At 38.4% G+C, this 12,746-nt stretch carries 15 protein-coding genes; 2 read left to right on the forward strand and 13 right to left on the reverse strand.

Features of this window, described 5'->3' with window-relative positions:
• Window positions 1-863: 863 nt before the first annotated feature.
• Genes FGQ86_RS15580 through FGQ86_RS15610 form a run of 7 tightly spaced genes read right to left on the reverse strand, consistent with a single transcriptional unit; the run spans window position 864 to window position 6,626 of the window.
• Window positions 864-1,952 carry an AAA family ATPase gene (locus FGQ86_RS15580; RefSeq protein ID WP_138305035.1) on the reverse strand — a complete coding sequence of 363 codons (1,089 nt, stop codon included), beginning with the start codon at window positions 1,950-1,952 and terminating at the stop codon, window positions 864-866.
• Window positions 1,953-1,954: 2 nt separating this feature from the next.
• The gene (locus FGQ86_RS15585) at window positions 1,955-2,686 is read right to left on the reverse strand and encodes a DUF6414 family protein (protein WP_138305038.1); all 732 of its coding nucleotides are present in this window, start codon (window positions 2,684-2,686) and stop codon (window positions 1,955-1,957) included.
• Between the two features lie 55 nt (window positions 2,687-2,741).
• Window positions 2,742-3,761, reverse strand: a complete 1,020-nt coding sequence (locus FGQ86_RS15590) for an ATP-binding protein (protein ID WP_138305040.1) — start codon at window positions 3,759-3,761, stop codon at window positions 2,742-2,744.
• A complete protein-coding gene (locus FGQ86_RS15595) occupies window positions 3,754-4,455 on the reverse strand; it encodes a hypothetical protein (RefSeq protein ID WP_138305042.1) in 702 nt (233 codons plus the stop codon). Before FGQ86_RS15595 ends, FGQ86_RS15590 begins: the two co-directional genes overlap by 8 nt.
• A 26-nt stretch (window positions 4,456-4,481) precedes the next feature.
• Window positions 4,482-5,222 carry a PmeII family type II restriction endonuclease gene (locus FGQ86_RS15600; RefSeq protein WP_138305044.1) on the reverse strand — a complete coding sequence of 247 codons (741 nt, stop codon included), beginning with the start codon at window positions 5,220-5,222 and terminating at the stop codon, window positions 4,482-4,484.
• A complete protein-coding gene (locus FGQ86_RS15605; RefSeq protein ID WP_138305047.1) occupies window positions 5,209-6,417 on the reverse strand; it encodes a DNA cytosine methyltransferase in 1,209 nt (402 codons plus the stop codon). Before FGQ86_RS15605 ends, FGQ86_RS15600 begins: the two co-directional genes overlap by 14 nt.
• Window positions 6,417-6,626: a helix-turn-helix transcriptional regulator gene (locus FGQ86_RS15610; RefSeq protein WP_138305049.1), complete on the reverse strand. Its 210-nt coding sequence runs from the start codon at window positions 6,624-6,626 to the stop codon at window positions 6,417-6,419. The genes FGQ86_RS15605 and FGQ86_RS15610 overlap by 1 nt, the downstream gene beginning before the upstream one ends.
• Window positions 6,627-6,795: 169 nt before the next feature.
• On the opposite strand from FGQ86_RS15610, the gene FGQ86_RS15615 reads away from it, so the two are divergent.
• Entirely contained in the window at window positions 6,796-7,248 is a 453-nt protein-coding gene (locus tag FGQ86_RS15615; RefSeq protein ID WP_138305051.1) for a very short patch repair endonuclease, read from the forward strand.
• 74 nt (window positions 7,249-7,322) lie between these two features.
• On the opposite strand, the gene FGQ86_RS15620 is transcribed toward FGQ86_RS15615, so the two are convergent.
• Window positions 7,323-7,640, reverse strand: coding sequence for a hypothetical protein (locus FGQ86_RS15620; RefSeq protein WP_195639073.1), 318 nt, complete (start codon window positions 7,638-7,640; stop codon window positions 7,323-7,325).
• A 107-nt stretch (window positions 7,641-7,747) separates the two neighbouring features.
• Between FGQ86_RS15620 and FGQ86_RS15625 the strand changes: the two genes are divergently transcribed.
• The gene (locus FGQ86_RS15625) at window positions 7,748-7,984 is read left to right on the forward strand and encodes a helix-turn-helix transcriptional regulator (protein ID WP_033125324.1); all 237 of its coding nucleotides are present in this window, start codon (window positions 7,748-7,750) and stop codon (window positions 7,982-7,984) included.
• Window positions 7,985-8,070: 86 nt separating this feature from the next.
• On the opposite strand, the gene FGQ86_RS15630 is transcribed toward FGQ86_RS15625, so the two are convergent.
• The 5 genes from FGQ86_RS15630 to FGQ86_RS15650 all read right to left on the reverse strand — a co-directional run bounded on the left by FGQ86_RS15630 (window position 8,071) and on the right by FGQ86_RS15650 (window position 12,537).
• Window positions 8,071-9,615 carry a MobA/MobL family protein gene (locus FGQ86_RS15630; protein ID WP_138305056.1) on the reverse strand — a complete coding sequence of 515 codons (1,545 nt, stop codon included), beginning with the start codon at window positions 9,613-9,615 and terminating at the stop codon, window positions 8,071-8,073.
• A gap of 384 nt (window positions 9,616-9,999) precedes the next feature.
• Window positions 10,000-11,295 carry a virulence-associated E family protein gene (locus FGQ86_RS15635; RefSeq protein WP_138305058.1) on the reverse strand — a complete coding sequence of 432 codons (1,296 nt, stop codon included), beginning with the start codon at window positions 11,293-11,295 and terminating at the stop codon, window positions 10,000-10,002.
• Window positions 11,198-11,944 carry a CHC2 zinc finger domain-containing protein gene (locus FGQ86_RS15640; RefSeq protein WP_138305061.1) on the reverse strand — a complete coding sequence of 249 codons (747 nt, stop codon included), beginning with the start codon at window positions 11,942-11,944 and terminating at the stop codon, window positions 11,198-11,200. Before FGQ86_RS15640 ends, FGQ86_RS15635 begins: the two co-directional genes overlap by 98 nt.
• 111 nt (window positions 11,945-12,055) lie before the next feature.
• Complete coding sequence (locus FGQ86_RS15645; protein WP_138305063.1) at window positions 12,056-12,304, reverse strand: hypothetical protein; 249 nt, start codon at window positions 12,302-12,304, stop codon at window positions 12,056-12,058.
• Between the two features lie 41 nt (window positions 12,305-12,345).
• Window positions 12,346-12,537 carry a helix-turn-helix transcriptional regulator gene (locus FGQ86_RS15650; protein ID WP_052083979.1) on the reverse strand — a complete coding sequence of 64 codons (192 nt, stop codon included), beginning with the start codon at window positions 12,535-12,537 and terminating at the stop codon, window positions 12,346-12,348.
• Window positions 12,538-12,746 lie beyond the last annotated feature (209 nt).

Consider the following 12,746-nt stretch of genomic DNA (forward strand, 5'->3'; position numbering starts at 1 on the left):
TAGAAAGCAGAAAAAGAACTGCGTGAACAGAAAAGATAAATCAAAAAGAAAGTTGCCAACGATTACTTGACAGTAACTTGGTATAGCAGTGCCATAATTAAATTTGACATTCCCCTTATCATTTGTTACTATAAGAATAGAAATCGGCACTACCGATAAGCGGTTAGTCCAAGTTCATATTAGTTACGAAAAGTAACCGTCATCCTTTGGTCACGAGGGGCGGTTACTTTTTCGTATGATTGATATATGCTATTAAAATCGTAACGACAATACCAAGTATTATCAAAACGATGGAGAGCATTTCATAATCTCTCATAAGTTCGCCCTCCTTTCCCAGATTTCCCTTTACAGAGATTTCTATGTAATCAGAGGGTTCAGTCCCTCTGTCGAAGGACTAACCGCCTACCGTTCTCTGGCAGTGCCTATATTTATTTTATCAGAACATATGTTCGATTTCAACCATTATTTTTTTGTTCTTTATCTTCAAGTATATCCCCCATTCGTTCAATTTCCGAAGACAAACAAACCCCCGGAAACGCATTGTTTCCAGGGGTTTGCAATCTCTTCGATATTCTCTTCTGTAACCAGAATTAACGTTTGGGTAACCGAAAATGGCGGAAAATCAAGGGTTTACATGGAAAGTTGTTGCAAATGCGTTACAAACCCATAGCTTTTCACAGCGATTGAGGACACCTCTCTTATACCCGGGTACTGATATGTATCCGGGTAACTTAATCAATCCAATTTAGAGCTCTTCTACTTATTGGATTCCCATCATCGTATTTCTTTATTCTGTCGCTACCAGTATCATCATTTATCTGTGTCTATAACTCCCGCAAAATGATCTCATTTTTGAATCAAATCTATAAAAATAACTTTTCAACAAGTACCTTTGATATGTCGTTACATATAATATTTTTCATTTGTCTGTAATTTTCAAGCTGATTTGATATTTTTAAATACTTATCCAAAAACAAATCGTGAACTATAATTTCTTTTTCTAATTTACTTAATTTTCTATACTCATCTTCAAAAATATTCTTACAAATTTTTTTCTTACTTTCATTACTTAGCTTACCAAATTTAACATAAGCATTTATTCTGAAGAAAAGAGGGTCTCCTATTGCACCTCTAATATTATCTGGACTATGTTCATTTGATGTGCATATAACAATTGTATTACGCAAATCTACCGTATAATTTCTATCTTTATATATTCCCTCATCAAATAATTGATAAAAAGCACTCCAAATTCCAGGATGAGCTTTATCAAATTCGTCGAATAATATTACGTTACTTTCTCGTTCCAATAACTCTTTTGCAAAACTACCTTTATTATGGTCGGATCCGTATAAAAATTCGTAAAATCCATTTGTCTGATACATGGACATCTGAAATCTACATAATTCTCCGCCTAATAATTTACCAAGATATTTAGCTGTTTCGGTTTTTCCGACCCCAGAAGGGCCATAAAACATAAATACTATTGGCTTATTTTTGTTTCTTTTTTTATAAAGTTCATACAATATAGAAGCTACTTGAATCTTTACGTTTTGCTGTCCAATAATCAATTTGTCAAAATTTTTTATGAACTCACTGATTTTATTTTTATTAATTTTCTGATACTTATGATATTTTATCTGTATTATATCATTCGGATATTGACGCAGTATTTCCTCCACAATACAATCTGGTGGATTTTGTAAATACACTGCTTTCAAAGAATCCCTTTGCGAATCTAATATAGAAACAAAATTTTGAATTCCGCCTTCAGTAATACCAGAATAAGACATCGTAAATCCTACAACATAATCCAACTTAGATCCAACAGGAATAACCGTTTTTTTTTGGATATCACTTATCTCAACCAATGTATCTAATGGATAATATGTATCTGGAATATATTTGCTAAATTCCTTATTATAACCGTAAAAAATAAAAATCTTTTCCATTATTACTCCACACCAGCTAATATTATATCATAAATAGGCAATTTTAGTTCATCTCGTTGGCTATCGTTTTCTGAGAGTTCTATAATAGTTTTTGAAGTAGAATTGCCAAACATTTTTGTGAAATCTAATTGTTCTTTTTCTTCTTTCCCTACTTGGATTCCATAATATTTTAAATCCATTTGTAATAAATCAGTTATCCCATAATTATTTTTAAAAGAACTATTATTAAATCTGAAAATATATTCTTGATCTTCCTTTTTCCCTATTAACTCATAATATCCTTTCCCTAATTTTAGCACCTCATATATTCTATTAATACTGATCGCCAAATTATCATCAATCCTAAAATTCCCTTCAGCCATTCCTAAATAGGGAGTAATTGTTTGAAAATACGCAATAGAATTTTTCATTATTTCTAATTGAAAATTCTCTAAACAACAAATATCCTTTTTATCTTCCATTAAAATATCTAAAAAATCTGACAATGTTGTATTAGTTATAGTAGTTTTAATCAGATTTTCACCTGAAGTGTATACACCTATATTGGAATCTATTGACGCATCACCTTTGATAAATAACGAATTAAATAGAGCCTTCAATTTTGCTCCTACTTTCACTTCCCCATTTCCACCTATTTTATTCTCATTCAAATCTTCCATCAAAAATGATCCACCATTTTGTATTACCAAATAATCCGTGGCTGAATCTTCATCAAAATAAACAATTTTTCTCATTCCACTTCTGCCTCTCTATATTTCAGCTATAAACTAAATTTTTCAAAATATAAATCTATCGCATCATATGAATACATTCTACAGTAAATATACCTTTTTCACACCCATCTGTATCAACATAATTACAATGTAATTGAACATTTGAAATATCAGCAATTTTCTTCGCTAACGCCAATCCCAATCCATGTCCTTCCGAATTGTTTGCAACTTTTATTCCTCTGTATCCAGAAATAAATAGCTTGTCCATTTCATCGGGATCCAAATGGTAACAGCAATTTGCAATGGTTATCCTTAAGACATCATCGTCTATACCAAAAGAAATATCCACCGCAGTATTCTCAAGCGCAAATTTTAAAGCATTTTCAATCAAAATGTAATACATTAAATACAAATCTTTATTTGCATGAAAAGAACGTTTCAAATATCCATTAAAATGGATTTTTACTCCTTTTTTTATTCCTCTATACATTAGCAATTTAGATAATTTTGTTATAGCTTGATGAAAATTTATATAACCCTTTTCTACTATTCCATCACCATAATTCAGTAGCTTGTCATGATAAGATAATCGATATTGAATCAAACTGTATCCTTCAACTGATGAGAATAATTTATCATTAGATTGTGCCATCCTAATGACCTCATCATCACTTTTTACTTCTTCTACTAAATCTATAAAATGTTTTATTGCATTCTTTATATCATGAATAGTCAATCTCCGAACTTGATTTTCGTATTTTAATTCCTCGTACTCACTAATTATTTTCACAATCTGACTTAAAGAGTATTGTGTGAATTGCTTGACATCCTGATTAAATCTTTTCAAATTTGGAATAATTTTCGAAAAATTGCTCTTATTGAGAATTATTAAACTTGTATAAATGAAATTTTCCGTTTTATAGGCGCAAAATCCATATGGACATAAATATATCTTTTGATTGATATCCTCATCAATTACTTTTTGATAAAAATTAATACATTTTTTATTGCCTTCATCAATATATTTTTGACACAAATACGGAATCTCTGCATTAATTTCTATGTTTCGCTTAACAGGATTATAAATATTAAACACTACCGGCCACCTCAAAAAAAACTTTGATTGTATTAGCTAATTTTATTATATACTTCTCTATAATTTCTTCATTCTCGCATAAATCAAATTTTTCAATTTGAAGAAATTCTTTTTTTTGAAGTATCGAACTACAATATTGATCTTCTATTACTGCAATAGTTTTTGTTGCAATTCCGGCTTGTAGCATTTGCAATCTTGTCCTTTCCCAAACACTAATGGGATCTATTGCTTTTTTATAAAATTCATCTATTTTTTTGACCAGTTCTGTTGTTGACTCAACTTTATTTAAAACCCCATCAATATTTGATGGCACATTCCCATAAGCTTCAATATTCTTTCCCGAGTATATTAATACGATTTTATCTGGATAAACTTCTTTTATTTGTTCTGCCACCGCTAGACCTTGTCGAGTATAATCGAATTCATTTCCAACACCTTCAATATCACAGAGAATAACATCATATTTTTCATAATCGCCAATATTTTCGAACTTTAGTTTACGTTCTACGCGAATATATCCTAGCGCATAAATCTTATCAATATCAAACCCTTCATCATCAAGAACGCAAATCTTAACATTACTTCTATCAAAATGCAAATTAGCATCTATTTTTTGCTCTTTTAAATCTCCAATAGAATGCAAATTACCATAAACATAGTTCCTTGCATTCTTCTCCAGTATTATTCCAAACATATATTTCTCCTTATCACAGTAAAAAATCAATCTCCTGAATTAAATTCTACCAGCTTTTCCCAATCAATACTTCCGTCTTCTTTACAAAAACTGTTAGAAAATTCTCTCACAAGCCTATTTGCCGCCTTATTATAGCTTTCTTTATAATCGGCCACATATTTTTCCGGCATAGTTCCCATATATCCGATAATCTTAATATAGAAATCCTCATCGCCGGTCAGTTCTGCCCAAAACCGCTTTCCTGCCAATTCCTGATACATTTTCGGCTTTCCTCTGCCGGAGTCTTTCTTTTTCCCATAACAGTATCCGATATACGCTTCATAACGCGCTTTCGCCTGTTGTGCCAGTTTTGATGCCGCCATAAAGTTCTGTTCCTGCCGCTTCTTACTGTCAGCATTGAACACAGACGGGCCGCTCTTTACTGCAATAGCAGAGATTGTATTTGTCGCATTGTCCTGAATCATAATATCAATTCCCTCTGCTAGTGCTTTATTACCACCACTGGCAGCTATTGCTATCGGCTCAAAAAAACAATTTCCGAAAATCGTCTCTTCGCTTGAACTCACAAACGCATTCAATACAGACTCCACAATCTCCGTAGCACTCTGCATAGCTTTTGCGCGGTACAGGTATGGGTTTTTCCGCTTCATTACTTTTTTGATATTCAGCCCATCAATTTTTTCAATCAAATTAGCATAAAAAGTCTCAAGAGCTGTCGCTATCGCTTTTATTACTTCTTGTTCATCATATGAATTATTTAACGGCATATAGATTTCCTCCCAATTCTATTGCACTTCTAATCTTATTATGTACATTAGTTCCCCTGAAGCGTTTTGTCTCTACAACGGCATTTCCATCTGCCACTGCACAAACTGCTTTTCCGATAGCTTCTGCAAGCCCCACTGGCACTGCATTTCCAATCTGACGGTATTTAGCAGCCGTAGTACCGGTAAAAATCCAATCGTCCGGGAACTGCTGTATCCGAGCATACTCCTTAATACTTAATGGACGATCTTGTGTAGGATGACACATCATTGTAGCTTTCTGTACCGGGGAAGTTACTACTGTGGGCGATGGCTGATCATATGAAAGTCTTCTATAAAATCCGACTTTTCCTCCACCAGATTTATATGCCCCACCCATAGCAATCGGTATAATATCCTTTGGTAGATCACGCCAGTTTCCTCCCTCTGGAACCATTTTAAGAAATTTCAGGCGTTCTTCACTTAACGTAGCACACTCACCTTTATCAAACTCCAAATCTGCAATAGCATCTCTTACTGTTTTCCACTGATACGCTTTATCCTGATGCATTTGAAAATGTGTCGGAATTGGAAGAAATATGCTTTCATTATCCCGGCTGCCAATTAGCACGAATCTTTCACGGAACTGCGGAACCCCATAGTTTACTGCATCCAGAACACCATATACTGTTTTATAACCTAATTTATCAAATTCTGATAAAATCACATCTAGAACAGTTCCCAATCTCTGATCCGGATCATTCTCATCTCTTTCTGCCAAGGGAACATGTTTTAGCGGTGCCGACATAATTCCTTTTACATTTTCCATAGCAAAAAATCGTGGACGTATATAATCAATCATCCGAATAAAGTCCATAAACAAGCTTCCTCTGGGATCATTAATCCCCAAGCGCTTTCCCGCAGTTGAGAACGGCTGACACGGAGGTCCTCCACAAATCAGGAAAGGCTCTCCAACGGAAAGGCCTGTCAATTCCAAAAGTTTACGTGGATCTATTTCACGAATATCTCCGCCCAGAACATTATGCCCATTAGCTTGCATTGTTTTCACACACGATTCATCAAAATCCTGCCCAATCACAACATTAAGCCCAGCCTTTTCCAGACCAATATCCAACCCCATGGCCCCAGAAAACAAAGAAATAACATCCCGATTATCGGCATATTCATTTAGCGCAGTATATCCTATTAAATTTCCCATTAAATCTTCTCTCCGCTTTCTAATACAAAATTTCTTTCAAAAGAACTGTTCACAGCCTGTGCAATATCTTCCAGCTCAGCTATAGTAAAACTCTCTCTTTTCATTTTTCCACTTAAATTTTGCGGTGATGTGCCTATTCGGCGTGCCAGTTCCGCCACACTAATATCTGACCGTACACACAACACCTTAATTTGCTCAGAAATAGTCATTTCGGGTACCTCTTTTACACATCAACTCTTATCTTACCAGTATAAATCATCCCGTTTATACCGTCAACGAAATAATTCACCATTTACATCGCAGGGTACTTGTCGAAAAATTTCAAGACTGATAAAATAAAATCAGTAAAATTTCTGACAGGAGGACGGTGATATTCATATGCCACGAGATGCTGCCACTGTGTCAAAAAACATGAGTAAAATCCACAGTAAAGATACTTCTATTGAGCTTCGTCTCCGTAAAGCATTATGGCACAAAGGTTACAGATACCGAAAAAATTACAAAGCGCTTCCCGGATCTCCAGATATTGTACTTACTAAATACAAAATCGCTATTTTTTGTGACAGTGAATTTTTCCATGGTAAAGACTGGGAATACCTGAAACTGCGTCTTGAAAAAGGGAAAAATCCTGATTACTGGATTAAAAAAATCGAACGGAACCGTGCGCGGGATTCCGAAAATGATAAAAAACTTCTTTTTCTTGGATATACTGTCATTCATTTTTGGGGATGCGATATTAAAAAGCACACCAATGAATGCCTTCAGGTTATAGAAGAAACCATTTGGGAGAATACTATGTCAGAAATTTATGATGATAATTCGTATATATGATTCATATATAAAAGGGAGCAGGTACAACCGCCTGTCGTACGCTCCCTCTTTTCATTTAATCTTAATAGACAATATCATTCTACTTTTGTTTTTCTATCTTGGTTCATGTTTCTAATCATATCCGCCATCAGCAATATCCCCGCCTGCAGCCCAATCTCCATATACACACTGGCTGTCTCACTGCTCACCTCATTGCACAGATCCAACAGCTCCGAAGTCTGACTCTTATCATATTTTTCTACAGCCTTCTCAAACCTCAAATATGGCTCGTCCAACCGCTCCTCATAGCTCCTGTCATCCTCATCCGGTCCCAGCCCGAACAAAAGATAATCTGCTATTCCCCGAATTGTAGCTCTTTCAAATATTTTATCAACGTGCATTCTCTGTCCCATCCTTTCCTTATAGCGAAACTTTTCGTTATTACGAAACATTATAATCTGAATACTACATACAATCAAGATATATTTCTTTATTACGAATTTTCGGGAGTAGTTCAGATATGCAGAAGATCAGACCTGACATGGATATCGGTCATAATATCCAACGTCTAAGACGAAATGCAAATATGACACAGGAGCAGGTTGTTGCTCACTTACAGCTTATGGGAATTGAAATCTCCAAAAGCACTTACGCCAAACTGGAAACTAACCGGATGAATATCAAGGTCAGTGAACTTGTAGCACTCAGCAAGATTTTTGATGCTGATATCGCTGAATTCTTTTCCGGATTGCTTTAAATTATTGACGCCAGATCACGCAATTACAGCCAGAACCGTCAATGTCCTTTCCAATATTCTGATCATTGACTGTTCCGGCTGTTTTTCTAAAGGCAATCTCTATTATAACTTCGTTTTCGTTCTTCCCTTTGTTGTTGTGCTGCTTCTCGTTTCTTTTCTTCTAAGCGCTCATGAATACTTCTCTTTTTTGTCTGCTCCGGTCTGTTCGCCCGGATTACCAGATACATTTTCTCCGACGGCTTCATTGCCTGATCCCATGCATTCTGCTGTTTCCGTACCTTGTCCAGTTCTTTCTTCGCAGCCTTATAAGCTTTCTTCACTTCCAGTGCATTTTCATATCCATTCATCCGTGGTATCTGACTTAAGGTATCTTTTGACTTGCTCAGCTCCCGCTGCTTCCCGGCAATTTTCTGCTCCAGCTCCTTCTTTTCCTTTCCATGGAACCACTTCTTCTGTACTGCATTCAGTTCCTTCTCCAGTTTGATCTTTGCCTGTTCAATAGCATAGATTCTCTGCTCCGTTTTCTTCATCTTCCGCAGGATATTATCAAGTTTCATAACTTCCGCTTCCTGTATTTCTGAACTTGGTCTTTCGCCTCCGGACATAGGCGGAAGAGGTTCCGGCGTCACATCAATCCTCAGATCATGACTGAGCAGCGGATTTCCGTTTTCGTCAAATTCCGCATTTCTGGTTTCTTTAATATACTGGATAAAACCTCTCAGTTTCCCGATTGCTGTCTGCAGGATCTTCCTGAACAGATCCGGTTTCCAGCCCTCGCTTCGGATAGATTCGGCAACGGGATCAACTATATCTGTTTTCTTCGTGATACAAAGTTCTTCTTCCGTAATGCCTTCCACCACAGCCCTGTCCACCATGTTATTCCATTCCTGCCGGAGATAATTGTCAATCCGGATTTCTTTTTCTTTTGGATTATTCTTCCCGATCTTTCTGGTTGGAAGATACGGGCTGTTCTTATCAAACACCTTCAGTTTCTCTGCCGGATCCTTTACCAGATCATTGATGATCTCCGTATAAAAATATTTCATGTCCTCTGTGAATTTCTTCGACTTGAACTCAGAGTTCTTCGGCTTGAAATAATGTTTTTCATAGACTTCCCCTTTTTTAATGATCTTACATCCGGAACGGATTTCTCCACTCTCATCCAGTATTTCTTTCTTCGTCCGGACATGTTTCCCATTTTCATCGTAGAACATATTTCTCGAAGCAATCTTCTCTTCAGGCGTTTCAAATGCCTGTCTTTCCGAAAAGATCAGATGGATATGGAGGTTCGTTTTCCTCTTATTGTGATGAAGGGCACTTGCCACTGCCACGTCATATTTTTCCACAAACTTCGCCGAGAAATATTTCAGCAATATATCATGATCGTATCCGATCAGGCTGGGTGGCAGCATGATGATCAGCTCTCTGGCTTCGATACATTTTCCTTTTGTCCCGCTTTTGATAAAATCTTCCTGATTTTCCTGCGACAGACAGCGCCAGAACTTCGGATCCACATTGCTGTAGGCGGCATACAGGTTTTCCTGTCTTTTCGGATCCGAAATATAACGTACCCTGCCCCTGACATGGGGCAGCTTGACTGTCTGGATAAAACAATTCTTTCCATTTGCCATACAGCTCCTTTCCGGCAGTGGTACGTCAGATCAGCCTGTTTGTTACAACGCTGATCAGCCCCGCAGAGCCCCTTCCGGAGGAACCCTTTAGGAAGCGCCAAAGGCAGTTTCCTAAGGGAAAGAGCTTGACGCAGTCACGAAATACACAGAGCATAGACCGTCAGGTCTGTGCGATGGGTGTATTTCGCTCTCAGTCGCCGAGGGCTGAGTTTCCGGCGTACCCGCCTGATATTTTGTGCCCGTATCCGGGCTTTTTCTTCTTCTGAAGATTTTAACTTTCAAAGTTTTTTTCCCTTCTGTTTACGCCTTCCTGTTTACAAATTCCGCTCTCTTTTGTAAACGAACCTTTGTAAACAAAGCACAAAACATTTGAAAAGTTATCTTTTACTCAAAGGGCAGCTTTGCATCTTCATCTACTTTTACAAAACCGTCCCCGTCTTTTTTCGGATGGATCCGCTTCCAGGAGCGCTGGATTCCCAGCCCGCCGGGGAACCGGTGAGTCCCGTGCTTCTCCCAGCCGGTAATCTCATTGTCCATCAGATCCCCGATCTCCTTTGACTGCCATTTGGGAACCATTCCTTCCTGATGGAAGACTTCCTGATAAATGATGGTGGAACATACATAATCTTCTTCGTACCGGTCCAGAAACGCCTGGATCATCCCGGTCTGTGTATCCTCCGGCATAAAGTCTTTCTGCAGGGATTTTACATATTCTTCCATATCCGGGGAAAATGTCAGAAGGAATTCGCCGCTGCGGTAGATTTCCATAGCCTCTGCCCACGCCTGAATGATGTATTCCCTGGATCCTTTTTCATCCCGGTATATGGCGGTCTCCGCTTTCTCAGGACAGACCTTCACCGGGCCAAACCTCCGGTTTCCCGTCCGGTCAAAAGGCAGGAAAGCAAGGTCATTGGAGGTTCCGCAGAACACACACTGGCGGTAACGGTCTTCCGCTCTTCTCTCATAGGGGATCCGGTAAGTGTCCTTCTGCCTGCTCAGGAAAGATTTGGTCTCCTCAATGCTTTTGGCATTCGCCACCGCATTCATTTCCGACATCTCCACAATCCAGTGCCCCTGAAGATATTCATAAACTTTCTTATCATCCAGCCGTTTTACATCATCGGTGAACCATTCATCTTTGATCGCCAGATATTTGAAGAACGTTGACTTCCCGGTCCCCTGCCCGCCAACCAGACAGAGCATGATATCATATTTCTTCCCGGGCTCATACAGGCGGCTGATGGCCGCCAGCATGTGCATCTTCATAACCTGCCCGGAATATTCCGGATCCTCCGCCCCGAAGAAATGGGTCAGCATCCCGGCGATCCTTGGCCTGCCGTCCCACTTCAGGCTTTCCAGCAGGTCAATGATCGGATGAAAACTGTTATCATTAGCCACAATATCTATCGCCTTGGCGATCACCCGGTCACTGGTAAGCCCGTAATTCTTTTCCAGATACAGTGACAGGTTGTTCATATCGGTATCCGTCATCTGAACACCACGGCGCTTCCACGGCACCTTTTTCTTAATATCGATCTGGCAGGTCATCTCATTCCTGCAGATGGCTTCCCGCAGGCAGGAATCATGTTCCAGAACGTACTTGCAGTTCTGGATGGACTGCCGGATCCTTCCTTTCTCTGTCACTTCCAGATTGTCCCGGATCTCTTCCGGCGTCAGCATTTCCTGCTCTACAATATGCTCTAATTTCTTCCATGACTCCTCGCTGATATTCCTCCATTCGCTGCTCAATCTTCTCCACCTCCTTCCGCCTGTAAATGAAAAATTCCGCTATTTCCTCTCCATCGCCGGTCAAAAGGATATCCAGATAATCATTGATCTTCCTCTCATTATCCAGTGCTTCCAGAAAACGTTCCTGCTCAAAGGGTTCTGGCTCAAACCCGTAAAATTGTTTCCAGAACCGGATCCACGACAGATAGTCAGTCAAAACCTTTACAGCGTGATTTTGCCAGGTCTGAACCTTGCTTTTTACCGAAAAATGATACCGACTTTGTACCATTGAAGGCTTCCTGTTCCTGAAGTTCTTTTGAGTGTTCTTGTGCTTTTCCAATTTGATCGGAAGTCTAAAGTCTCCAATCAGTTTTCTGGCTGCATCAAACTGAGAGATTCCAAAGAGCCTGGCAGTAAAATCTATCACATCGCCTTTTGCACCACAGGCAAAGCAGAAATAGTTCTGATCGATCTTCATACTTGGATGCTGATCATCATGAAACGGACAGCACGCCATCTTGTTCCTGTTGATTTTGATCCCATACTGTTCTGCCGCCTTACCGGCCGAAACAAATGTCTTGATTTCCTGAAATATGTTCACGTATAACCTCCTTCTTTGAAATTTTTGATTGTATTCCGCAGAAGTCTTTGCTATACTTGATTTGCGAGACAGAGCATATCATTGACTCTGCGGAATTTAGTCCTTGCCAAACTATGCAAGGGCTTTTTCTTTTCTTACATCACGAAAATACCCTGTTTCTTCCCAGACTTTCCGATCCGGGCAGTAATAGCTGAACTCATTTGAGTTTTCCATCTTCATTGCAACGCCAAATTTAAAAATTCCCTGACGGATCCCGAGCCGGATATAATGCGGATCCTTGCCGATTGCCTGTGCAATTTCCTTAATCGGAACATTTCTTCCCGTAAAGGGCGGGAGTTCAACATACAATTTGTTTTCCATTTACATCACCTCCTTGTACTGGCTGTATTTCTCATAATTTCCTACTCCAATAATTCCTGCATATCGATATCAAGCGCCTGCGACAGCTTATACGCCACCTGCGGAGAACAGCTTTTTCCTGCTTTGATGCAGGATATGGTCTGTCTTGACACAGCGCTTTTATACGCAAGTTCTTTAATGGTCAGGTTTTTCTTTCCCATTAAAATCTGCATTTTTAATGCATTAACCCTCATATTATCACCTCCATTTTTCAAAAATATGAATTATTAATTCGTATTTCATTATATGCATTAGAAATACATATGTCAAGATATATTTTTATAAATACGCACTTGCAATTCGTATTTCTGTGTGTTAATATGGATGAAAGTCTAACTATTAAAAGTCAAGACCTAAAATGAATATTTTGTATGAATTGCAGAAATGCATTTCAAATAAATCA

This window comes from Clostridium sp. BSD2780061688st1 H5 (assembly GCF_005845155.1).
GTDB classification, from domain to species: domain Bacteria; phylum Bacillota; class Clostridia; order Lachnospirales; family Lachnospiraceae; genus Claveliimonas; species Claveliimonas intestinigallinarum.

Coding starts and splice junctions, on each gene's coding strand:
- FGQ86_RS15580 (WP_138305035.1), bottom strand. CDS start 1,952: ATGGAAAAGATTTTTATTTTTTACGGTTATAATAAGGAATTTAGCAAA.
- FGQ86_RS15585 (WP_138305038.1), bottom strand. CDS start 2,686: ATGAGAAAAATTGTTTATTTTGATGAAGATTCAGCCACGGATTATTTG.
- FGQ86_RS15595 (WP_138305042.1), bottom strand. CDS start 4,455: ATGTTTGGAATAATACTGGAGAAGAATGCAAGGAACTATGTTTATGGT.
- FGQ86_RS15600 (WP_138305044.1), bottom strand. CDS start 5,222: ATGCCGTTAAATAATTCATATGATGAACAAGAAGTAATAAAAGCGATA.
- FGQ86_RS15605 (WP_138305047.1), bottom strand. CDS start 6,417: ATGGGAAATTTAATAGGATATACTGCGCTAAATGAATATGCCGATAAT.
- FGQ86_RS15610 (WP_138305049.1), bottom strand. CDS start 6,626: ATGACTATTTCTGAGCAAATTAAGGTGTTGTGTGTACGGTCAGATATT.
- FGQ86_RS15615 (WP_138305051.1), top strand. CDS start 6,796: ATGCCACGAGATGCTGCCACTGTGTCAAAAAACATGAGTAAAATCCAC.
- FGQ86_RS15620 (WP_195639073.1), bottom strand. CDS start 7,640: ATGGGACAGAGAATGCACGTTGATAAAATATTTGAAAGAGCTACAATT.
- FGQ86_RS15625 (WP_033125324.1), top strand. CDS start 7,748: ATGCAGAAGATCAGACCTGACATGGATATCGGTCATAATATCCAACGT.
- FGQ86_RS15630 (WP_138305056.1), bottom strand. CDS start 9,615: ATGGCAAATGGAAAGAATTGTTTTATCCAGACAGTCAAGCTGCCCCAT.
- FGQ86_RS15635 (WP_138305058.1), bottom strand. CDS start 11,295: ATGCTGACGCCGGAAGAGATCCGGGACAATCTGGAAGTGACAGAGAAA.
- FGQ86_RS15645 (WP_138305063.1), bottom strand. CDS start 12,304: ATGGAAAACAAATTGTATGTTGAACTCCCGCCCTTTACGGGAAGAAAT.
- FGQ86_RS15650 (WP_052083979.1), bottom strand. CDS start 12,537: ATGAGGGTTAATGCATTAAAAATGCAGATTTTAATGGGAAAGAAAAAC.